The following is a 23,403-nucleotide window of genomic DNA, read 5'->3' as shown; positions in this document are numbered from 1 at the left end:
CCCCCCCCCCCCCCCCCCCCCCCCCCCACTTCCCGAGCAGTGCTAGTGGACCGGGCTCTGCTCCGCCCCGCGAAGGCGTCCGGCCATGACCTTCAAGACCTTCCGCGCGACCGCCGGGTGCTCCTCGATCAGCGAGACGAACTCGCGCGGGTCGAGGACGGCGACCTCCATGGGGGTAACGGCCTTCACCGTCGCGACGCGCGGCCCCTGGTCGAGGAGCGCCATCTCGCCGAAGAAATCGCCCGGGCCCAGGGTGGCGACCTGGTTGCCGCCGATCTCGACGTCGGCCTTGCCGTCGAGGATGACGTAGAACTCGCGACCGGCCTCACCCTCGCGGGCGAGGACCTTCCCCTCGGGGACGGCGATCTCGGTCGCCAAAGAGGCGATCTTGGAGATCTCCTTGCCGTCGCACCCCGAGAACAGCATGACGTTGGAAAGCGCCTCGTTCTTCCGCTGCTTCTTGGACCTCATGTTCCCACCTCCCGCCGGCCTAGCGCCATGCCCGAATGTAAACCGATCGTGCGATCGCGGGCAGTTACAAAAGTCACAGCCGCTATCGGAAATGGGCCCTACCAAGCGGAGCTGCATCGTGCTGGTCGAACGCTGCATCACGCCGGATCGTCTGACGAGGCGGTCCGCGCGAGCTTCGAGGCCACCGCGGCGCGGTTGGCGACGTCGAGCTTCTCGAACACCGTCGACAACCGTTTCTCGACCGTCTTCTCCGAGATGTGCAGCACTTCCGCGATCTCGCGGTTCGTTCGCCCGTCCATCACGAGATCCGCGACTTCGCGCTCGCGCTGGCTGAGCGCGTCGACTCCGGAACGAGCCGCCCCCCGCCCCCCGCGTCGCGGCACGCGCGTTCCGAGCATCCTGAGCGAGCGCGCGGCTTCGTCGCGGTATCCTTGCGCTCCCATCAGGTCGAGTTCCTGGTACGCGCGCCGGCACTCCTGAGCGGCTCGCTCAACCTCGCCGGACGCCGCCAGGGCTTGCCCGGCGACCAGTCGGGCTCGGGCGGAATCGATCAGGAATCCACCTCGGGCACACTCGCTCGCGGCTCGCGCGGCCGTCTCCGCAGCAGGGCCGGGGCGTCCTTGCGCGAGTTCGAGCCGTGCTCGGGCCGTACTCGCCCACCCGCGACGTCCGGCGAGCCCCACTTCCTCCGCGACCGCCTCGGCCTTCTCGATCCAGTACTCCGCCGCCTCGAGATCGCCGACCGCGAGCTCACATCGCGCGAGGTAGCTCCAGGACATGCCTTGCCAGACACGTTCCGCTTGCGTGAGCTCCGGCCCGCCGGCGCCCTCGAGGATTAACCGCTTCGCTCGCTCGTGCTCGCCAACCTCGAGCCAGTATCGGGCCGGATAGACGTGTGCGTACGCGATGATCTGCTCGCCTCGGCATGCGGCCGCGGCCTCCACGGTTCGCTCGGCCAACTGGGCGCCGCGCCTCCGATCCCCCTGCTCCGTCGCCACAAGCGTTTGCCCGGCCAGTGCCCACGCCTCGAATTCCGAGTTGCCGGTGAGAAGGCAGATCTCGAGCATCTCCTGCCAGCCCTCGTCTGCCTCGCGGAGGCGGCCTTGGAAGCTGATGGACCAGTTGCGTCCCATCATCAGCAGCGGCAACAGATGGGACTGCCCGGTTCCCCGCGCGACCCGAGTGGCATGTTCGGCATGCCGGATCGCGTCGTCCGCTCGCTCGGCGAAGAGCTCGAGCGTGAAGAGCCACGCAAGGGTCTCCAGCCGCTCGGCGAGCTGAGCATCCGTCAGAGAATCCGTGAGCGCGGCGGCACGATCGATGAGCGCCGGTGCCTCTGAGAGCCGACCCAGCCTGACCGGCTGAAGCGCGAGCAGGATCGTCGCCGCAGCTTCGATCGTCGGGCTGTGTGTCCCTGCGACGATTTCGAGGGCAGCGCGAGCCTGCCGCTCGACCTCCTCCCAGTCGTTGCTGAGACAGCCGAGGTTTGCAAGCGCGAGGTGAAGCGTCGCACGTTCCACGACGGCTCCATCCGGCACTCCGGAGAAGCTGGACATCAAGAGTTCCCGCGCCTCGGCATGCCGGCTGAGGAAGTTCTCGACCATCGAGCAAGCCACCGCCGCCTCAACGCGCTCGCGGATCGCTTGCGGGGGGATGGCACCGAGCACCTTCCGCAGCGCGTCTCGGCTCTCCGCCAGCCGGCCGGCGGCGCCGAGCGAAACCGCGAGCGGCAGCAGAAGCTCGATCTGGCGAGGGTTCGAGCCTTCGCCCGGAAGGATTCGCAGGGCCGCCTCGAACCAGTGCGCCGCCGCAGCGGGCGCCCGCCCCATCGCCTCGGCACCGGCCTCACGCAAGATCGAAACCGCCCCCTCGTCACCCTTCTTCGCCGATCGCTCGATGTGGTGCGCACGTTCCGCCGCCGAGGCTCCCTGGGAAGCGAGCGCCCCGGCCGCACGCGCGTGGGCCGCGAGGCGCCAGCCGGCCGAGGCGGTGTTATAGACGGCGTTGCGCACGATCGGATGACGGAAGCGGAAGCGACGCGGCGCTCCCGCGGTTCGGACGAGATCCTTCTCGATAAGTGCGTCGAGCGCCGGCAGGAATTCCTCATCCTGCAAACCGGCGGCGTCACGCGCGAGATCGAGATCGAATGGGTCGCCGGCAACCGACGCGCCATCGAGAAGCGCACGCTCGGGTTCCCTCAGGGCGTCGAGCTCTTCGCGGATGGAGACGAGCACCGATCGCGGGAGCTCCCCCGTTTCGTGTCCCTGTCCGGATCCAGCCTGCTCGAACCTCGTCCGCGCGAGCTGTTGGATGTAGAAGGGATTGCCGCCTGATTCCTCGTAGAGCGCGTCGACCATCCGGGCGGGAACCGTCTCCCCCAGGAGTTCGCTCGCGTGGCCCCGTTCGAGCGGCCCAAGCTCGACGCGTTGACAGACGTCGGCCGCAACCGCGCGAACGAGCTCCTGCACGAGCCTGGGGGGCGCTTGCGCCGGCCGGTAAGCCATGCAGATCAAAACCGGGCCGCGCGGTGGACGGCGCAGCAGGAAGGAGAGGAGCTCCTGCGACGCCTCGTCGGCCCAGTGCAGATCGTCGAGCTCGACCAGGAGCGGCTTCCGCGCGAGCAGCTCGAGAAGCGTACGCACCGCGTGGTGGGCGCGGAACCGTTCCACGTCCAGTGCCGGTTCCACGTCCACGTCGAACGAGCGAAGCGCGGGGAACACGCCGGCCAGCTCCGCCTTTACCGTGTCTTCGAGCGTCCGGAACAGGTCGAGGTTCAGGGTCCTGAGATAGTCATCGAGGGCGTCGACGAACACCTGGAAAGGGTCGCTGCGCTCGAATTGGGCCGCGCGCCCGCGCAGTACCAAGACGCCTTGCTGTTCGGCTCGGTGCGTCAATGCATCGAGCAAGCGTGTCTTGCCGATCCCGGGTTCGCCGACGATCTCCACGAAGGCGGGGCCCGAGGAGACCTTGCCGAGGACGGCATCGAGGCGCTTCAGCTCGAGCTCCCGCCCGACGAGGCCCGGTTCCCCCCCGGCGCGTCCCATGGAACAAAAGGTAGGGACTTCCCCCCTCCTCCCGCAAGCCTCAAACGCCCAGAATCCGGACATGAGCCGGGCGATCGCCGTGATGGGGGTCCGGGGTTGAGGAGGTACGTGCTCATGCACCAGCACGAACCGGCCGAGTGTAAAGCCGCGTTCGCGGCCTGGCTGGGATTCGAGAGCCCGCTCCGCCGTACCGAAGCACTCGGGTCCTGCATCGAGGGCGGCCACCGGATCTGGTGGACGCTCGAAGCGTCCGACGAAGCCGCAGCGTATGCGCAGTTCCCTCCATTCATCGCCCATCGAACGGAGCTGGTCGAGGTGAGGCCGGTGGAGATCCCGTGAGGGGGCCAGCTGCTTTTCGTCGCACGCGCGCGGGCGTCGTGCTCTTTCTCGTGGCGATGTTCCTCTGCTTCGCGCTGCCGGCCCACGCCGACGCCACAGCGTTCCACGCGACCTATCAAGGCACATTCACCATCACGTTCCTGACCGGCCCGGGACTGAGCGATGAGCTGAGCTTCCACGGGAGCGGCTCGGCAACGCCCGGGCCGGGCACGGTCGATGGCTATTCGACGCTTCGGTCATCGCCGGGCCTTGACGGCATCTGCAACCGCACCGTCGAGGACGTCGTCCTTCTGACTCTGCCGGACGGCGCGCTCCAACTTCACAATCAGGCCCGGGACTGCCTCGACCTGCTCTCCAAGCCGGGAACCGTTCGGATCGTGGGGTCGGGTACCTGGACGGTCACGGGGGGGACCGGCGCCTATGCGGGCGCCCAAGGCTCCGGCACCGTCCAGGTGGCGGCGGAGGTCGAGCACTTGATCATCGGCGGCGTGGCAGGGACGTTCGATCCACTCGTGTTCGACGGTGAGCTCGTGCTGGGCGGTGGTCCTTAGCGGTAGCTAGCCAGTCGCGTTCGCGACTGTGAATTCGAGGGGGGATGGGAAAATGAACAGGAAACGCAGACTGACGTTGATCGCACTCGGGGCGGCAGTGTCCCTTCTGTTGGGGTCGGGCCTGCTCGCCCTCGCGTCGGATTCCGTCACGAGTACCGGAAACACCGTGACGTCGGGAACGTTCGCCCACGACGTCAAGGCGGCACGGGTCTCCGACGCAGCGGAGTGCGGGACGGCAACATACGAGGACGGGCCGTTCACGGCCCTCTTGACGTGGACCACCACGCTCGGGGAGGAAACGAGCACGTCCACCGACGTGTTCTGTCTGCGTAACGACGGATCGGCCGTCGGACAGCTGAGTCTGACGTTCCAAAACATCGTCGACACCGAGGTCGGGGCTTGCGAGTCGTCCGAGTCCGCCGCGGGTGACACGAGCTGCCAGGACGGGGACGCCGGCGAACTGAGCCAAGTCCTCGCCGCCCAGACTGCGGGACAGACGGGGTCGACGTCAGGATCGTGTACCGGAACCGGGCGGAGCTCCTTTGCGAATCTCGGGGCCAACTCTTTCGTATTCGACGCCGACCTTGCACCGGGCGAGATCTGCGCGCTCCGGATGACGGTGTTCGCCGAAGGTGGGCAGTCCGACGATACCTACGCCCAGGCACAAACCGACCGCGTGCAGTGGGACATCACGTTCACCCTGCAGGGTCTCGCGTAGAGATGGAACGGTCGATGAGGACGGGGAGGCCTGCTGGGCTCCCCGTCCTCGCGCATATGTCGCGCTTGTGGTCGCGGCGTGTGCTCGTAAACATCGCACGCCGCTTATGGATTTTTGCGCTCGCTTCGGTCTTCGTGGGACTGGCAGCCGCATGGCTCGCTGGGTGGCGCCTCGAGAACGTTCAGAGCGCCAGCATGGCTCCCGTGATCCCGAAAGGATCGCTGGCCGTCGTGATACCGGTGAGCCCTCGAGAGATCGAGTCCGGAGACATCATCTCGTTCTTCGATCCCGCCCACCGCGAGACTCGAATCCTCCACCGCGTCGCCGACGTCCTCGATCGTGGTGCGGAAGGTCTCTTCTTCCGCACGCAAGGGGATGCCAACGCCACACCCGACCCGCTCGTAGTTCCTGCCGGGCTCGTCGAAGGCGGGCTCCGATGGCACGTCCCGAGACTTGGGAGCGTGGCCTGGATGCTCCGTCCCCCCGCCGGCCTTGCAGTGCTGGTAGCGATGTCGGCCCTCGTTTCGCTTCGTGGCGCCGATCCCCGACCAAGAGCGGCCGAGGGCCAAAAGGAGCCATCAAGCGACGCGGGTCCGATCAAGACCTCAACCGATGGATCCTTGGCCAGGCTCAGCTCCGAGGAACTTCGAGCGGCCTGCGCTGTGTCGTGGCGCCGATACTTCGTCCGAGATCCGCGCCTCGACGCCAAGGCCCGTTTGAAGACGAACCTCGCTACGTCTTGGCGCAGTTACTACGTATCCCTGACCGAACCGCCCACCCGGATCGACATCAGGGATCGCTTGATCGAGCTCGATCGCGTCGTCGACCCGGCGGCGGAGGCGGCGCACCCATCGACCGAACGGAGGTGACATGTTCGACAAGCCAGGGTCGGTGTTCGGGTGGCCGGGCATCCTTGCCGCTTCACTCTTGATCGCTTCAATCGATCTCGGTAGCAGATCCGAACATGAGCCGGGCGATCGTCGTGACGGGGTCCGGAGTTGAGGAGGTACGTGGTTCATGCGAGGAAACATGAAGGGGAGACGGATGTCATCACCGAGACAAGCGGTGGAAGGAGGACGGCATGAACAGTCTAGATCGATCTCTGCCAATCCTTGGATGATCACGATCATTGCTTGTGCGTTGCTCGTACTCGGCACTGTGATGCCGGCGCGGGCCACATATCCGGGAGCGAACGGAAGGATCGCCTTCCAACTCGGTCCGCTTCCGGATGGCAGCGCGCAGATCTTCACCATGAACCCGGATGGCTCAGACGTGCTTCAACTCACCGGGTTCCTGCCAGGCGAGGGAAGCAACATCTTCCCGAAGTGGTCACCGGACGGAACCAAGATCGCCTTCGACAGCAGCCGGGACGGTGATCGCGAGATCTTCGTCATGAACCACGACGGCGCAAACCCCGTGCAGCTCACTTTCAATACCGGTACCGATCGAACCCCTACATGGTCTCCCGACGGGACAAAGCTCATCTATTCAAGCAATCTCGATGGTGATCGCGACATCTGGATGCTCGAGATAGGCACGGGCCAGCTCACCCAGATCACGGACGGCCCCGGCACCGATATCAACCCGGTGTTCTCCCCAGACGGACAAAGGATCGCGTTCAGCCGCTTCCGCGGCAACGGATGCGCCATCTACACCGTGCACGCCGATGGGACCCACCTCACAAGGCTCACCGGTGACCTGAAGGCGCAGGCCTGGGACTGGGCCCCCGGAGGGAATTTCATCTCGTTGGTCGACAACGCCTGCGCGGATACAGAGAGCGATCTGTTCCTCAAGGCTCCGACGGGGAAGGGACTCATCCAGCTCACGAACACGGCGACGAACGAGTTCTCTCCGCGGTTCTCGCCCGATGGAACCAGCATCGTCTTCACGCGAGCCGACCTGATCGATGAGGTGCTCCACCCCGCGGACATCTACGTGATGGCCATCGATGGCTCGGGCGCAACGAACCTGACGAACACGCCGGCGATCGACGAATTGTTCCCTGACTGGGGGCCAGCGTGAGAACACTCACGTAACGCCGAACCGTTGCGTCGACGCGCCTATAGGGACGGCTGGTCATCAGCTCCGGGAGACGGTCTGAAATCAACGTTACAGTGCGAGGGGCGGGTGCCAACACCCCCCCCCCCCCCCCCCCCCCCCCCCCACTTCCTGAAGCCGCGACTTAGAACTCGTCGTGCCCCATGCCGCCCGGGCCGCCCGGCATCGCCGGGGGCGACTTCTCGGGCTTCTCCGCCACGACCGCCTCGGTCGTGAAGAACAGCGCCGGCGTGGACGATAGTGCCCGTCCCGCAGAAGTTACTGCACGTCCGTGCTGTCGAGACCTCCCATGAAGCGCGACACCGGCGAGACGCTCACGACCGACCTCCTCGGAATCGAGCTCAACGTCGTCGACCTGCTCAGTAGGTACGAGACATCCAGCTCGGGCTCATCGCATGAATCAGGGGCGTGCTCGAAGGACCGCCCCCGGATAGCCAATCGGAAAGGAAACCCTGCCTCGTTCCAATGGCGAAGCTGACTCCCGGGGAATTGTGTATCCCCGGCCAGACTCGCAAGACTACGGTCAAAGCGTGCGTCCCGAGAACACCCGCGAGGCGTGCGTCAGGCCACTGAACCTTGGGAGGTAGTGTGGTGCTCGAACGAGCAGGCAATCGATTTCGACCGGTCTCGCTCCTTCTCGCATCCGCAGCGCTCGGGTCGGCGATGATCGCGCCGGCCGCTGGCGGGCCGGCCGACCGCGCCGCCTGTCGTGGGTCAACGCTCGTTTTCATTTTACCCGGCGTCTCGCTCACCTCCACGTCAGGCTCTTCCACTTCGGTAGACCCGGCGACGCATCAAACAACGGGCCTCCTCACGGGCTGCGTCGGCTCCCTTCGAGGCGAACGTTTGGATCCGCGCGGGAGTGGAGCGTTCACCTTCCGAGCCCGCTACGGCGTAGGCCCGCTCTCCGACGCCATCGGGTACACATGTCTCGGCGGTTCGGGCCGAGGGCGCGTCTCATTTACGTTCCCGGTCGAAGGCGGAGAGACGCTCAGCCTTCAGGGAAGCCTGAACTGGGTGCGCGCGGTGCCGCTCCTCGTCACCTACGGCCGGCTCGGTCCGACTCGGTGGGTCGGGCCCGACGTCTTCCGGCCGGTCAAGGGCGATTGCGTCACGGAACCGATCACCGTCGGGTCGATGACGGGCTTGTTTACCTTCGGAGAATAGCGGGCCCCGTCTCGATCAAAGCAGCTCTGTCACCAGCGCTTCGTGTTTGGGCATGCCGAGCCTTCGATAGATCGCCACCGCTTCCCCGAGCATGGCCCGGGCCCGTTCCTTGTCTCCCGAGCCGTTTCGCAAGAGCAGCATGCGTCCGTGGAACCGCCGGACCTCCGCCTGCTCCGGAATAAAAGGCAGCTCGTCGGCAAGCCGAGCCGCCGCCTGAAAGTGTCGTTCCGCTGTATCCCATGATCGGCCTGCGGTCGCCGCAATCCCCGCGACGATCTCGAGGAGCCTGGCGTCCCAGGAGCGGAACAACGCGCCGGTTGCCATCGACTCGACGACGAGCGGATACAAAGCGGACGCCTCATCCGAGCGACCCATGTGCTCGAGTGCTTCGACGGCGGCATGAAGCATCGCCCACGAGCCCCACGAGTTCCGTTCACCGGGCGTTGGCAGCTCCCCTCGCTTTCGGATGCGATCCAGCATCGCCAGTGCTTCTTCATGCTCGCCCCGATACGCCCGTGCGAGGAGGAGTCCGGACGAATCCGAGCCGTTGAGCGCCCCCGGAGGCTCTAGATCTGCGGCCGCTTCGAAGCGGACGAGCGCGTCGTCCCAATCCCCTCGCCAGAAACGGGCCCAGCCGAGCCAGGCGTGAGACGTCGAGATCCAAGCGAATCCCGCGGCTCGGCAAAGATCCAGGTCTTCCTCCGCGTAGCGCTCGTAGGCCTCCAGGTCTCCGGTACGCATGAGGTTGATCACCGCCCGGACCCGACCGCATGCCATCACGGTGCCGTTGTGTCCCAGCCTGTGAGCAAGCGGCCAGAGTTCCCGGTCGATCTCGTCCGCTTCGGCCAACCGACCGAGGTAAAGCAATCCGATCTGTCGCATCCACAGGGCGTCTGCCAGCGTCCACAGATCGCCCTCGGAACGAACGAGTTGCGCTGCCTTGCCGGCCAGTTCGGTCTGCCCGCGAAGATCCATATGACTCCAGTGGACGGCGCTCTTCTCGCCGATGACCCTGCCGAGGAGCCTGCGGTCGCCGAGCCGCTCGGCCGTTTCGATCGCCTCGTCGACCATGCCGTGGCCACCATCTGAATCGCCGGCGAGACCGAGAATACGGCCCGCGACACCGAGGAGCCGACACCGGTCCGGAGCGGCATCACCTGGACCGTAATCGAGCCCGCGCAGTGCGATCGCGAGCGCCTCCATGAAGCGCCCGCCCCACCCCAAACGCACGGAGACGTCTGCACAGACACGCTGTGCTTTCTCCATTTGCCCGGACCCCTCGTACATGTCCAGCGCCGCCAGCCATTCCGAGTGCGCCTCCTCCCAGCGAGCGAGACCGTCGAGCGCCAGGCCCCGCATGTTGAGCACATCGGCACGCTCCGAAGAGCTGTCGTGCTCGCGGAGCGTTGCCGCCTGATCGATCCATCGAAGAGCATCAGAGAACGCGGCAACCGACAGCGCCCGCTCGGCGGCCCGTTTCAGATACCCGGCCGTCTTGACGGGATCAGCGGCCCCGCTCTCGACAAGGTGGTAAGCGATTTCAGGCGATCGGTCATCGAGGCTGCCCGAATGGAGGCGCTCGATGGCTTCGGCAACACGAAAATGCAGTTGACGTCTCTCTGCGGCGGCGAGTTCGGCGAGCAAGCACTGACGGACGATCTCGTGTGAGAACCCATAATCACCGCGTCCACCTTCCAGCGGAATGATGAATCGCGCACGCTCGGCTTGCGACAAGACCTCGACCAAGTCGGCGGGTTTCCGATCCAGGGTCGCCGCGCAGATTGCCGGGTCGAAGAGCCTGCCGACCACGGCCGCGATCGAGAGGCTCTCCCGGAGCTCCGGCGAGAGTCGACCCAACCGGCGACCCAGCACTCGGCGGACACTCCTCGGCACGTCGATCTCGCCGATCGTGAGATCCTCGCGGACGCGACCTTCGGCATCGATGAGTTTCTTCTCCTCAACGAGGTAGCGAAAGAGCTCTTCCACGAAGAAGGGATTCCCTTCCGCTTCCGCTGCGATGAGGTCCACGATGGGCGCGGGCACGTCGGAGTCCGCGAGGGTCCCCACCATCTCGGCGACGTCGTCCGGGGGAAGTGGTTCCAGCTCCATCTCGTGAGCGAGCCTCGTCCGATCGAGGTCCGCGACGAAGCGAGCGATGGGACCGCTGCCCGACTCGTCCGTCCGAATCGTGCCTACGACGGCGAGGGGCATCTGCGGCAGTCGGTTCGCGAGATGCGCGAGCAGCATGGTCGTAGAATCGTCCGCCCACTGGAGGTCGTCGAGCACGAGGAGGATCGGCTGCTCCTTCCCCAGGCGCGAGAGAATCTCGACAACGCAGTTGAAGAGGAAGCGTCGCTCTTGTTCGAGCGGCAGCTCCAGCGGTGGGGGCAGATCCGGCTCGGCACGGCGTATCTCGGGAATGAGCCGCGCGATCTCCGGGGCCTCGTCGCCGAGGATCGCCCGGAACCGCTCCGCGCCGAGCATGCGTCGAGCGCCCTCCAGCGCTTCAACGAAGGGACGGTACGGAACCCCGCCGTCGCCGTCTTCGCAGTGACCGACAAACACCAACATCTCCCGCGTCGCTGCCTCCAGGGCCGACTCCTCGGCTAAACGCGTCTTGCCGACACCCGGCTCGCCGCTGATGAGGATGAGGGAACCACGCCCTTCAGCGGCTTCTGTGGTCCTCCGCGCAAGCTCGGCTCGCTCCCGTTCTCGTCCGACGAATTGGGTGCGGTCGCTCCGGACCGCCAGGGAGGAGGAGAGGGCCGACAGTTGACCGGCTTTGATGGCTCTGATGAGCTCCTGGAGCTGCTCCACGAGCAGGGTCATGCCGATGCTCTCGGCGCTGATGAGAGCTTCGTTGGCGAGTTTGAGACCAGCCTCTGAACGGCCGAGATCGGCGAGCATGCGCGCGTAGACGTATTGGGTGTTCGCCTTGAGAGGCGCGGCCTTCAGCGCGCCGCACATGCGCAGAGCCGCTTGGAACTGTTCCTCTGCCTCCTCGTAGCGTTCTAGTGTGACGAGCAACATGCCGAGGAAGTGGGGCACCGGTCCCCATACAGCGAGCGGCGGCACGCCCGTCACGATGTTGAACCGCGTGAAGGGGATGAGTAATTGATGCAGAAGCTCCGCGCGGCGGCGGTCGCCCAAGGCAGCGACGACTTCTGAGAGAAAGGCCAGAGTCTGCACGAATATCAAGTCGCGGGGAATGTCGTCGAAGTCGTGTGCTGCAATGCGATCGAGCTCGGTGCGCGCCTCATCAAGCCTTCCAAGGTCAACCATCCAGAGTGCCAAGCCCGCTCGCGCGGCGACCACCGGTGCATTGTCGACCGCTTGATGAAGGGCGGGCTCAAATCCCGCGAGCACTCCGGTCCAGCGCCAAACGCCGAACATCTGCGTGACGAACCAGGATGAGGCGTCAATACTCCCGACCTGCTGACCCATGACCATTGCTTCCTTTGCCAGCTCCTGTCCCCGCTCGAACCTTCCTTCGGCTATCTCGAACAGCGCCTGAAAAATGAATACGAGCGCGAGGTAGCGCGGCTGTCTCAACTCCCCCGCAAGCGAGACGTACTGCTCCATGGCTGCAATTGCGGCACCTCTGTCCCCCAGCTCAAGCAGATCCATCAGGATCCAGCTGTCGGCCTCCAGCTCCTGTTCCCGATCCCCCGCCTGCCGCGCGAGCCGCTGGATGTCGCGCGCGCCGTCGAGCCGGGCGTGGGTGTCGCCGGTCCAGGTGGCGTACCTGGAGGCGCTCAACGCCACAGAGAGGCTGGTCGGATCTCCCGCACGCTGAGCAAGATCGAGGACTTTCTCGCTCAGCGTTCGCGCCTCCTCTCGCCCAAACGCCCAGAAAAGAGCGACGGCGAGGCGCGCCAGGATTCTCACGAGGAGCGGATTCGGCTCGTCCGGGAGCATACCGACGGCCTCCTTGAGAAAAGAAATCTCAAGGGAACGATCCTCTCGGAGAACCGCAGTGGACCCCAACATCGGTCCGGCGTACAGGAGCGCCGCGTGCCCGAACGTATCTCCGTCCCCGGTTCGCCGTGCACTTTCGAGCGCTTCTTTGAGGGTCGGCTTCGCGGACGGATCGCCCGACTTCCGCTGCGACTCGCCGAGGAGCAGGAGCAGCCGGCTCCGAAGCGCCTCGTCGTCGATCGCCGCCGAGCCAAGCGCGTCGAGCGCCCTGCGGTAGTAGTTGGCGGCCTCCTCGTATGCAAGTTGACTTGCTGCGCGCTCTCCCGCCCCGATCGAATACTCGATGGCCTTTTGAGCATCACCTGCATGCGCTTTGAGGAAGTGCAGGGAGAGTGCGGCCAGATGGGGCGCCAGGTCTTGGGCGTGGAGCTCCTCGAGCGCGACACCTACGCGGTGGTGGAACCGGAGTCGCCTGCTGGCACCGAGCTCTTCATAAAGCGTCTCCCGGATGAGTGCGTGGGTGAACGTATAGCCGTCCGGTGTCGCCGGATCCTCTTCGATCACCCTCGCAGCGATCGCCTGCTCGACCGCGCTCAACAGATCGTCCTCATCGATGTCGGTCGCACGCGCCACGACGTCGAGAGCAAATGCTCGGCCGACGACTGCGCCGAACGAAAGGAGGTTCTTCGTCGCATCCGACAAGCGTGAAAGCCGGCGCGTGATCACATCTCGCACGCTTTCGGGAATTCCGGCTCCAGTCAGCAGAGCCTCGCTCGGGCCCGCCGATTGCACGTCTTCGAGCGCGCCGCTTTCTCTCAGATGACGGACGACCTCGGTGAGGAAGAACGGGTTTCCTTCGGTCCCATCGTGAAGCGCTCGCGCGAGCCCGGAGGGCGCCGTCCCGCCGGCAATTGCCCCGACCAGCTCCGCGACCTCGCGTTCGGCAAGTCCTTCGAGAGAGATTCGCTCGAAGCCCTGGGCCTGCCGCAAATCGGCCAGCATCCCCGCGAGCGGGTGCTCACGTGTGACCTCCGATTCGCGATAGATCCCGACCACCAACAGGCCGGTCGACGACACGCGAAGAAGATGCTTGAGAAGGAGGAGCGTCGGCTTGTCGGCCCAGTGCAGGTCGTCGATGACGAGAATCGTCGGTCGGCGGGCTGCCGTCGTCCCCAAGGCGCCCGTGACCGCCTCGAACAATCGGTATCGCTCTCCTTCAGGATCCCCCTGGATTGGCTCTCGAAGGCCGGGAACACGCCGGCGGAGGTCGGGAACCAGTCGGCTAAGCTCTCCTCCAGCCGCGCCCAACATTTCGGCCAGATCCCTCGGAGCGGCTGCCTCCACGAGCTGCTTAAGGACTTCGACGAACGGCTGATACGGGACGAGCGTGTCCTCGTCGCAGCGTCCGTACAAGACGTTCGCGCCGTCAGTGGAAGCGCCGGCGGCGATCTCGATGGCTAGGCGGGTTTTTCCGATGCCGGGTTCGCCGCTGATGACGACGAGCTTCCCGCGTCCGGCCGAGGCCTCGGTGTACAGGCGCCGGATCCGCTCGAGTTCAGCTACACGTCCGATGAAAGGGGTTCCTTCGGCCTTGAAGAGAACGGGCTGAATTCCGCGAGATCTCAGCGATTCGATCCTCTGAACGATCGCCTTCATGCCGAGCTGGTCCGCGGTCGCCATAGCCTCATCGAGGAGCGTCATCGCCCGGTCGCGATGTACCGCGTTCAGGAGCGCCGCCGCGTAGTCGCATTGGGTCAGGACCGTGAAGGGCCGCGCGCCCATGTCTCTTGTCATCCTGAGCGCGGCCTCGAAGTGGTCGACGGCGTCGCGCGTCCTCCCGAGCGTCGCCGCGAGCTGCCCGAGATGCCGGGCCACCGGACCGAAGCTGGCTAGCGCAGGGGGGCCTGAGACGAGGTTGCGTGTGGCGTAAGGGAGCAGGAGCTCATACAACGTCTTTGCGCGCGAGGTGTCATCAAGAGCGGCACACACCTCGGCCAGGAAGGCGATCGCGTGCAGCCAAGCGAAATCGCGTTGGATCCCCCTGAAATCGTCTTTCGCCAGCCCGTCGAACACGACACGCGCGTCGTCGAGCTTCCCCAGATCGCAAAGGAAGAGCGCCATTGCTGCCCGGGTGGCGGGAATGGGGATGGTCTCGGCCGCCTCGCGCAAGCCGGGCTCCCATTCCAGCAAGCTCCCGTCCACCCGCCATATCATCATCATCTGCGTGCTGAAGAAACCGCCGGAAATGGCCCACATTCCCCCTTCGCCCTGGCCGATGTCGAACGCCCGCCGGGCGTACAAGCTTCCCTCTGCGTACCTCCCCTCCATCGTGGCTTTCGTCGAGGCAAACATCGCGGTGTAGGCCGCGTACTTCGGTTGTCGGACCTCCTCGGCAAGGCGCGCATGAGCTTCTATCTCGTGCTGCGCAGCGCTAGCGTCTCCCAACTGAAGCGAGTCGAAGATGAGCAGCCGGCGGAGCCTCATCTCTTGCTCCCTATCACCGGAATCGCGCGCCAGGCGAAGGGCTTCGCGGCAATCGGTAATCCGATCTTCGACGTTTTCCCCCTGCCAAAATGCGTACCACCTCGCCTCGAGCGCGGCCGCGATCGCCGCAGGATTCCCCGTACGCCGGGCGACTTCTAACGCCTCCTTGCTCATCGGCTCCGCCCGATCCCGAAGATCCTGGCTGTTGGTCCAGTAGAGGGCGACTGCGAGCCTGGCGAGCACCATCACGCGCAGCGCCTCGTCCCGTTGGGGCAAGACGTTCAGCGCTTCCTCGAGTAAGGCGATTTGCGGATGTTCATCTCCTTCGAAAAGGGCAGTGCTCCATTCCGTGCTCCCTACGTACAGCAGTGCGCCACGGGCGATCACCTCCGCTGCAGCGGCAGCGCGCGCGGACGTAACAGCCTGAAGCAGCGTCTCCTTCGCGACAGACTTGTCCCCCGCCTTCGTTTGAGCCTCGCCCAGCGCGAGGAGCAACTCGCTTCGACGTTTTTCGTCGACCGCCGCTGCGCGCCCGAGGACGTCGAGCGCTCGCGCGTAGTGGGTCGCAGCCTCCTCGAAAGCGAGCTGGGCAAGAGCTCGATGGCCTGCCCTCGTCGCGTAGTCAACCGCCCGTTCCAAGTCCCCAAGCGAAGCGGCCTCGACGAAGTGGTAGGCGAGTTCGGCCAGGTAGGGCTCCGGGTCGCGGAGATGAAGCGCCTCCAGCGCCTCGCCGATCTGGCGGTGGAGCCGGAGCCGGCGGCTTGTCGATAGCGCCTCGTACAACGTCTCGCGGATCAGCGCATGCGCGAACGCGTAGCGGTCCGCCGCGCCCGGTTCCTCCTCGATCACGCCGGCGGCTCGCGCCTCTTCGATCGCTTCAAGCAGCCGATCGCCGGAAAGATCGGCGATCCGCTCGAGGACGTCGAGCCCGAACCGGCGACCTGCGACCGATGCGAGCGAAAGCGCTCGGTTGCACGGCTCCGATAGCCGGGACAGCCGGTGCCCGATGACCTCACGCACGCCTTGTGGAATCCCGAATTTCTCGACCGCCAGCTCGGTCCCCCACTCAGCGCCTGGCTCAGGGATGACCCCGCTGTCGCGCAGATGGCGGAGCACTTCTCCCACGAAGAATGGGTTCCCCTCGGTTTCACAATGGATCGCACGAACGAAGTACGGAGGAGGGGCCCTCTCGGCCCATGCGGCGATCATCGGCGTCAATTCGGGCTCCTCCAGTCCGGTCAGCGAGACCCGTTCGAAGGAATGCTCTCTCCGAATGTCCGCGAGCATCTCGCCCAGGGCGTGGTCGGGCGCCACCTCGGCCTCACGAGCGGTGCCGAGGACCAAGAGACGGGCGTCCACTGTTGAGCGAAGGATGTACTTGAGGAGCAGGAGTGTCGGTGTGTCCGCCCAGTGCAGGTCGTCGAGGAGCAGCAAGAGCGGAGACGCTCCCGCCAGCGTCTTCATGAACGAGGCTACGGCCTCGAACAACCGGTAGCGTTCCCCATCCGGATCTCCACGGATCGGCTCCGGAAGGTTCGGTATCCGTTGACCGAGCTCCGGCACGATCCTGGCAAGCTCACCGCCACCGGGCCCAAGCATCTCGCGTAAGAAATCCGGATCAATCACTCCGGCAAGGTGGCGCACGATCTCCACGAACGGCTGATAGGGAACGAGGTTTTCTTCATCGCAGCGTCCATACAGAACGACGGCACCGTCGGAGTGAACGCTTCGGGCGAGCTCCATCGCCATGCGCGTCTTACCGATACCCGGCTCGCCCGTCAGTAGCGCGAATTCGCGTCTTCCACCGGTGGCTCGAACCCAGAGATCGCGAAGCTGCTGGAGATCAGCAGATCGACCCACGAAGACTGGCTGATCGCGCGGCGCCAGCGAAGGCTGCAGTGGAACGATCGACGCCGGCTCGTGGGCCTCCGTGTCGAGCGCATCGTCCGGTTGCCGAACGAGATCGAGCGTTTCCAGCGCCGTCGGTGGACCTTCGCTCTGAAGAGCTGGATGGCAGAGTTCGTAGACCTTTTCCTCCTGAGCCAGACCCTTGAGACGGTGCTCGCCGAGATCGGCAAGTGCAGCGCCGGTGCCGAGCGCCCCACGCACCAGCCCGGCCGTCGTCTGCGACAGCAGGATCTGTCCGCCTCGCGCCAGGGATCTGATCCTGGCGGCGCGGTTCGTGGTGTTGCCCGTGTAGGCGCCGCCCCGAAGCTCCGCCTCCCCCGTGTGAACCGACATACGCACCCGGATCGCGATCTCTTCGGGCCAGGATTCGGCGCCGAACTTGAGCTGGAGGGCTAGTGCACATCCGACCGCATCGGTGGCTCGCTCGAAGACCGAGAACGTGCTGTCCCCTTCGCCTTTCTCCAACAACAGGCGACCGTGGTGACGTTCCACCGCGTCGGCGACGAGTTCGTTGTGGTGCGCCAGCGCACGGCGCATCGCGTCGGGATGACGCTCCCACAGCGGGGTCGATCCCTCGATGTCGGTGAACAGGAAGGTGACGACTCCCGTCGGGAGAGAAGCGGAGCGCCAGGCGGTCAGACGCTCGACGAGCTCGCCGGCCGTGCGTGGACGGCGAGCAGGATCCGTCGCCAGCGCCCGTCGGAGGCCCCGCTCGAGCGGCGCCACGTCTGCGGAAGGGACTCCTTCCCAGACGGGCTCCCCTCCTCGGGGAACCGTTCCACTCAGGAGCGCGTAGGCGGTCATCCCCAGCCCGTAGACATCGGCGGAAGGCGTGGCCGGAGCGCCCGCAGAGACCTCAGGAGCGGTGAAGCCCGGCGTTCCAGTTGTCTCGCCGCTGGTTGCCCCCGTCAAACCCGAGATGCCGAAGTCCACCAGAATCACGCGCCCGTCGGGTCTCAAGATCAGGTTCGCCGGCTTCACGTCCCCGTGAACGATCGGCGGATCGTGCGCATGAAGGTGGTCGAGCGCGGCAGCCGCCTGCTCCAAGTAACCGGCGACCGCCGAGAACGAAAGGCCCGGATCACCTTGGCGTTCGAGGAGGCGTTCGAGGTTCTCCCCCTCCACCCAGTCCATCACGAGGTAATAGCGGTCGCGGACGAAGAAATCCTCACGCACGAGCGGCAAACCGGCGTGCGGTCGGAGTCCCAGGAGGATCCGCGCTTCGGACAGCAGCGCCTGCCGGTCGGCCTGCGAGCCGGCTCGTCGCACCTTGAGCGCGACCGGACGGTCGTGCTGCCGGTCGACCGCGCGAACGACGTGCCCCTGGCCGCCGCGCCCGATGACTTCGATGGGCTCGTAGCGAGAACGGATGAGCCGAGCCACTACGTGCTCGTTCCGGGGGATCGCTCCGCTCGAAGATCTGCGATGGTGACGGCGCCGCGCCGGACCGCCTCGTTCGCCAGACGGACGCGTCGACGCTCGCCGTCCTCGTGGATCCCGAACTTGTCGTAGAGATGAGCCAGGTGCTGCTTGATCGCTGCCTCGGTCACGACGAGAACCTCGGCGATCTGCCGGATCGAGGCGGGCTCGGTGAACACGTCCCCGGTCAGGACGGGACGGCATAGCGCGAGAAGGATCTCGCCTTCCCGGCGGGTCAGGTCGGGAACCCCCTCGGCCGCCTCGGTCACCGTCAGCGGGCTAAGCGAGCCGTCGGGGCGATACACAAGCCGCGTCTTGCCGACGCGGACCTCGTCGCCGGCATAGAGGGTGTGCTCGCTCCAGATGCGCTGGCCGTTTACGAACGTGCCGTTGCGAGACCCGAGGTCCCGCACGCACCAGCCGGCCTGGTAGCGCTCGAAGACGGCGTGGAGCCGCGAGGCGGTCCGGTCGGACGCGATTGGGACGTCGTTGGTGGGGGCCTTGCCGACGGTGACCCGCTCCGCGTCCAGCGCAACGAGCTCAGGGCCGGTCGGTCTCCACACCTCTAGATATGCCGGCAACCATCCCCCTATCCGAAAAGTAAGCCAATCGGGCAGGGAAGACAAGACCTAACTATTTGGCAAGAAAAGCCACGCCACGGCCCGACAGAAGCCTGTCTCTGCGGTGATTCCGGAGCGTAGAGCCTCTCGCCGATGATCAGCCTCGCAGGATCAATAGAGAGGAGGAATCGTGAGACCGAAACTGCTGGCCTTCACCGCTCTCGTCGCCGTCACGTCCGCGCTCCTGCTGGTTCCCGCCGGGACGGGCATCGCTCGCACGCCGGAACAGGAGATCTGGCCTGCCTTCTACGAAGGCGACGTCCGCTACGTGATGATGGGTCCCTCGGGCAACAGCGATAACTCCAACCAGCTGTGGTTCGAGTGCTTCGGGCTCGGGCCTGATCGCAGCGCGAAGACGCCGACGGGGCCGGCGCTGTATTCGTTGTTCATCCCCGGAGCAACCCAGATGGGCTGCACGGATCAGCCCGACACGTTTATGGACATGGTTTTGACCGCCGTGCCGGGCGATCCCGATTACAAGGCACACGTCACCGGAATCGATTGCGTTGCGGGCTCGAACTTCCCCGCTGCCGGCAAGCGGTACACGTCCGAAGCGGCCGTCGACGCAGGGATCTCGGCCGGCGAGCTGGAGTGCTTCGCTCCGTACAGCCAGTTGTCCCCCGTCGTGCCCGAGTAGGAGGTCTCAGACATGGATACCGCCAGAGCACCCGCCTTCCCCCTCGAGGTCCCCGCACGCGAAGTCGCGAACGAGGCCACGGGCTGGGCGGTAAAGGCGTTGGCCTGGGAGCGCTGCCTCGACCATCTGAGGGCTCACGTGGATCGGGCTGACGCCGTGGAGTGTGACGCAGTAGACGGGAATGTTCCAATAAAGGCACGAGACCCGAAGGAGGACACGATGATCGGACGGAGGATTCTCGAGACCGCAAGGCTGGCACGGCTCCGCTACGTCTTGAAGAGGCGTTCGTTGATCGCAGGTCTGGCAATCGCTTCATTGGCTCTCGGGCTGCTCACCGCCGGAGTGAGCGCGAGCGACGCCGCCGCCGCCGCCGCGAAGGCAGTGCTCCATGACGGCAAGGATCGCAAGGTCGCCGTCGTCAAGTTCATCCAACAGGGCGACAAAGTGCTGGTAAAGGCGGAGGCCGCCTTCGCCACAGACCTGACGCCGGGCTTCAAGGGCTTCCACATCCACGCGGTCGGCGTGTGCGCGGCACCCTTCACCTCTGCCGGCGGGCATTACGTCGGCGAGGGAACGACGCACGGAGATCACGATGGAGACATGCCGGTCCTTCTCGTGATGGATGACGGGACCGCTTCGTCGAGGTTCAAGACCGACCGCTTCTCTGTTGAGGACCTCATCGGCCTTGCGGTGATCGTGCACGCCGGTGCCGACAACTTCGGCAACGTCCCGACCGGAACCGGCGCCACGCAGTACACGCCCAACTCCACCGGGACGACGAACGACACCGCGACCGGGCTGACCGCGAACACCGGCAACGCCGGTGGCAGGCACGCGTGCGGCGTGATCGACGAGTCCGACTAGCGTGTGAGGGTTGGAGTCGCGATGAAGCGTCGAGGAGATTGGACGAGCGGTCGGCTCGAACGGCTGGCCTCTCGAGGAGCAGCGATGCTGACCGTCGGCGCTCTTCTATCCGCATGCGGCGGCGGTGCGCCTCCGAAGGCACCGGCCGGCCCGCAGGGCCGGGTAGCGTTCGTGAGTTCTCGAGACGACGCCAACCCGAGCTGCGCGCGCATGGCGCCGAACGAATGCAACACCGAAATCTACATCATCAACGCCGACGGCTCGGGGGTCGTAAGGATCACGAACTCGCCGGGGCGAGACGAGGCTCCGGTTTGGTCACCCGACGGGAGAATGCTCGCCTTCATCCACGTCGGCACCGACACGAAGCCGGAGCCTGGCGAGGTCGTCGTCGTGAGCCCGGACGGCACGGGCCGCAGGAGCCTCGGGCCCTACAGCTTCATCGGCGGTCCAGGCGCCGCCCTCGCATGGTCGCCAGACAGCACGAAGGTGGCTTGGGCCGAGCACGAGCTGGCATTCCACGTGGCCAACGCGGACGGATCCGGGCGAGACCGCTTCGCGAAGAACCTACCCACCTATGGACCGGCCGGCTGGATGGGGGGCGAGTTCTGGTCTCCCGCCGGAACAAGGGTCGCGTTTGCGTCTGAAGGTTCTTTCTATCTCGCCGACGCAAACGGGGCACGTAGGAACGTGCTCATCCGGAAGCTCGAAGATAACGAGGCGATCTGGGCCTGGTCGCCGGACGGAACCACCATCGCCTACACCCAAGGATCCGGGACCTACCTCGCGAAGGCAGACGGCACCGGCGCAACCCGAATCCTGAACGCTCCAGTCACCATCGGGCATGAAGGAGAGCCGGGCCTGACGTGGTCACCTGACGGGACGCGACTCCTGCTCCAGCGCGACGGCGACCTTTCCATTGTGACCACGGATGGATCAATGAGGAAGCTCACCACCGGTCCTGAATTCGACGTCTTCCCGTCGTGGTCCTCGGATGGTTCTGGGATCCTTTTTGTACGCGCAACGCTCGACAGTAACGGACAGGAACTCACCGGTGAGGCGCTGTACACGATCAAACCAGATGGGTCCGGACTTCGCCTCATGACGAATAGCACCCGTTCCGGCGCCTGGTCGCCCGACAGCCGATGGATCGCCTACGAAAGCGATGATGACATTTGGATCATCAAGCCCGACGGATCAGGCAAGAAGAACCTGACACGAAGCCCCGGAACCGATTGGGGCTTCGCCTGGTCGCCGGTGGTGCGGTGATGCGCCGCTTCGCGTTGTGCGCTATCGCTCTCGCCCTTGTCGGCTGCAAAGGAGAGGGTTCAACCCACGGCCGCAAGGCCGACCGGGCGCATCCTGTTTGCTCAACAGGACGATGCGGGGCCGACCGTCCCTTCTCAAGGAGGTGTCGTTGCAACCACCGCCGTCTACGCAGCGTGCACCTCGCCGGCGACGTACTCCGAGCTCACGGAAGGCTCCCACACACGGTTCGAGTGAAGGCGACCGATCCGGCCGGCAACACGGACGCGACCGCGGGAACGCAGTCCTGGACCGTCTATTTCACGGCTCCCGAGACACAGATTTCCTCGGGGCCCACCGGGACCGTGACGTCGACCAGTGCCACGTTCGAGTTCACCTCGAGCGAGTCCGGGTCCGTCTTCGCCTGCTCGCTCGACGGGGCCGTTCTTCTCGACGTGCCTGTCGTCCAAGACGTACACCGATCTCGCGAACGGGTCTCACACATTCAGCGTCAAGGCGTCGGACGCCGCTGGTAACAGCGACGCCACCCCCGCTGTGCGCACCTGGACGATCGGGAGCGACCCCGTTCCTACATCTGCAGATTTGTCTCTGACGATGACTGCTCCGTCGTCGGCCGCCAAAGGAACAAACATCACCTACACGATCATCGTGACCAACCTCGGACCCGCGACGGGCACGGGAATCACGGTTACCGATACGCTCCCGAAGGAGACCGCCTTCAAGAGCGCGACGTCCACGCAAGGAAGCTGCAGCACCGTGCGCGGCAAGGTGACGTGCACGGTCGGGACGCTGCCCTCGGGCTCGAGTGCGACCATCACGATCGTGGCAAAAGCCCCGAACAAAGCCGGCACGCTCTCGAACGCCGCGACCGTGACGGCGCAAGAGTCTGATCCAGACGCGACGAACAATTCCAAGACGGCCGTCACCACGGTCGCTTGAGCCTGGAGCGACAAACAAGGGGCGGGCCCGAAGGCCCGCCCCTCTGATTCCTGAAGCCGCGACTTAGAACTCGTCGTGCCCCATGCCGCCGCCGGGCATTCCGCCCGGCATGGCCGGCGTCTTCTCGGGCTTCTCCGCCACGACCGCCTCGGTCGTGAGGAACAGCGCCGCGATGGACGCGGCGTTCTGAAGCGCCGAGCGCGTCACCTTCGCCGGGTCGATGACCCCGACCTTGAACATGTCCACGTACTCGCCCGTGTCGGCGTTGAGGCCGAACCCCGGATCGAGCTGGCGGACCTTGTCCACGATGACGCCGCCTTCGAGGCCGGCGTTGTGCGCGATCTGCTTGAGCGGCTCCTCGAGCGCCCGCCGAACGATCAGCGAGCCGGTTCGCTCGTCACCTTCGAGATCGAGCTTGTCGAGGGACTTCTGCGCCTGCAACAGCGTCACGCCACCACCGGGCACGATGCCCTCTTCCACCGCGGCCTTGGTCGCCGAGACGGCGTCCTCGATGCGGTGCTTCTTCTCCTTCAGCTCGACCTCGGTGGCCGCGCCGACCTTGATGACCGCGACGCCGCCGGCCAGCTTGGCCAAACGCTCTTGCAGCTTCTCGCGGTCGTAGTCGGAATCGGTCTTCTCGATCTCGGCCTTGATCTGATTGATCCGGCCTTTGATCTGCTCGGCGTCCCCGCCGCCCTCGACGACCGTCGTCTCGTCCTTGGTGACGACGACCTTGCGAGCCTTGCCGAGCATGTCGAGCGTGGTGCTCTCGAGCTTCAGGCCGACCTCCTCGGAGATGACCTGACCGCCGGTGAGGATCGCGATGTCCTGGAGCATGGCCTTGCGCCGGTCGCCGAAGCCGGGAGCCTTCACCGCGACGGAGCGGAACGTGCCGCGGATCTTGTTCACGACCAGGGTCGCGAGGGCCTCGCCCTCGACGTCCTCGGAGATGATGACGAGCGGCTTGCCGGACTGCATGACCTTCTCGAGGATCGGGAGCAGG

15 protein-coding genes are annotated in these 23,403 nt (G+C 65.7%); 10 read left to right on the top strand and 5 right to left on the bottom strand.

The annotated features are described in order from the left end of the window. Positions 1–42: 42 nt before the first annotated feature. Positions 43–471, bottom strand: coding sequence for a cyclic nucleotide-binding domain-containing protein (locus WEB06_12545; protein ID MEX2556443.1), 429 nt, complete (start codon positions 469–471; stop codon positions 43–45). 137 nt (positions 472–608) lie between these two features. Next, positions 609–3,515 carry an AAA family ATPase gene (locus tag WEB06_12540; GenBank protein MEX2556442.1) on the bottom strand — a complete coding sequence of 969 codons (2,907 nt, stop codon included), beginning with the start codon at positions 3,513–3,515 and terminating at the stop codon, positions 609–611. A gap of 114 nt (positions 3,516–3,629) precedes the next feature. On the opposite strand from WEB06_12540, the gene WEB06_12535 reads away from it, so the two are divergent. From WEB06_12535 to WEB06_12510, 6 genes are all read left to right on the top strand, one after another. Continuing rightward, complete coding sequence (locus WEB06_12535; protein ID MEX2556441.1) at positions 3,630–3,854, top strand: hypothetical protein; 225 nt, start codon at positions 3,630–3,632, stop codon at positions 3,852–3,854. Beyond that, entirely contained in the window at positions 3,851–4,405 is a 555-nt protein-coding gene (locus tag WEB06_12530) for a hypothetical protein (protein MEX2556440.1), read from the top strand. The genes WEB06_12535 and WEB06_12530 overlap by 4 nt, the downstream gene beginning before the upstream one ends. A 52-nt stretch (positions 4,406–4,457) precedes the next feature. After that, positions 4,458–5,123, top strand: a complete 666-nt coding sequence (locus tag WEB06_12525; protein MEX2556439.1) for a hypothetical protein — start codon at positions 4,458–4,460, stop codon at positions 5,121–5,123. 2 nt (positions 5,124–5,125) lie between these two features. Further along, complete coding sequence (locus WEB06_12520) at positions 5,126–5,992, top strand: signal peptidase I (protein ID MEX2556438.1); 867 nt, start codon at positions 5,126–5,128, stop codon at positions 5,990–5,992. Positions 5,993–6,239: 247 nt separating this feature from the next. Continuing rightward, entirely contained in the window at positions 6,240–7,145 is a 906-nt protein-coding gene (locus WEB06_12515) for a hypothetical protein (protein ID MEX2556437.1), read from the top strand. Positions 7,146–8,027: 882 nt separating this feature from the next. Continuing rightward, positions 8,028–8,348: a hypothetical protein gene (locus WEB06_12510; GenBank protein MEX2556436.1), complete on the top strand. Its 321-nt coding sequence runs from the start codon at positions 8,028–8,030 to the stop codon at positions 8,346–8,348. Between the two features lie 15 nt (positions 8,349–8,363). On the opposite strand, the gene WEB06_12505 is transcribed toward WEB06_12510, so the two are convergent. Together WEB06_12505 and WEB06_12500 are read right to left on the bottom strand one after the other, a co-directional pair. Further along, entirely contained in the window at positions 8,364–18,041 is a 9,678-nt protein-coding gene (locus tag WEB06_12505) for an AAA family ATPase (GenBank protein MEX2556435.1), read from the bottom strand. Beyond that, positions 18,041–18,658 (bottom strand): FHA domain-containing protein, encoded by a 618-nt coding sequence (locus tag WEB06_12500; GenBank protein MEX2556434.1) that lies wholly within the window; start codon positions 18,656–18,658, stop codon positions 18,041–18,043. Before WEB06_12500 ends, WEB06_12505 begins: the two co-directional genes overlap by 1 nt. Positions 18,659–18,827: 169 nt before the next feature. Here WEB06_12500 and WEB06_12495 point away from each other — a divergent pair, with 169 nt between their 5' ends. From WEB06_12495 to WEB06_12480, 4 genes are all read left to right on the top strand, one after another. Beyond that, positions 18,828–19,334, top strand: coding sequence for a hypothetical protein (locus tag WEB06_12495; protein MEX2556433.1), 507 nt, complete (start codon positions 18,828–18,830; stop codon positions 19,332–19,334). Positions 19,335–19,553: 219 nt separating this feature from the next. Then, complete coding sequence (locus tag WEB06_12490; GenBank protein ID MEX2556432.1) at positions 19,554–20,198, top strand: superoxide dismutase family protein; 645 nt, start codon at positions 19,554–19,556, stop codon at positions 20,196–20,198. Positions 20,199–20,219: 21 nt separating this feature from the next. Continuing rightward, a complete protein-coding gene (locus WEB06_12485) occupies positions 20,220–21,464 on the top strand; it encodes a hypothetical protein (protein ID MEX2556431.1) in 1,245 nt (414 codons plus the stop codon). 354 nt (positions 21,465–21,818) lie between these two features. After that, complete coding sequence (locus WEB06_12480; protein MEX2556430.1) at positions 21,819–22,400, top strand: DUF11 domain-containing protein; 582 nt, start codon at positions 21,819–21,821, stop codon at positions 22,398–22,400. A 63-nt stretch (positions 22,401–22,463) separates the two neighbouring features. Here WEB06_12480 and groEL read toward each other — a convergent pair. Further along, a partial coding sequence (groEL, locus tag WEB06_12475) for a chaperonin GroEL (GenBank protein ID MEX2556429.1) occupies positions 22,464–23,403 on the bottom strand: 940 nt, incomplete at its 5' end.

This window comes from Actinomycetota bacterium, assembly GCA_040905475.1.
In the GTDB taxonomy this organism is placed as follows: Bacteria; Actinomycetota; AC-67; order AC-67; family AC-67; genus DATFGK01.
Note: the sequence above shows the minus strand (reverse complement) of the source record. Positions and strands in the feature narration are given on the sequence as shown.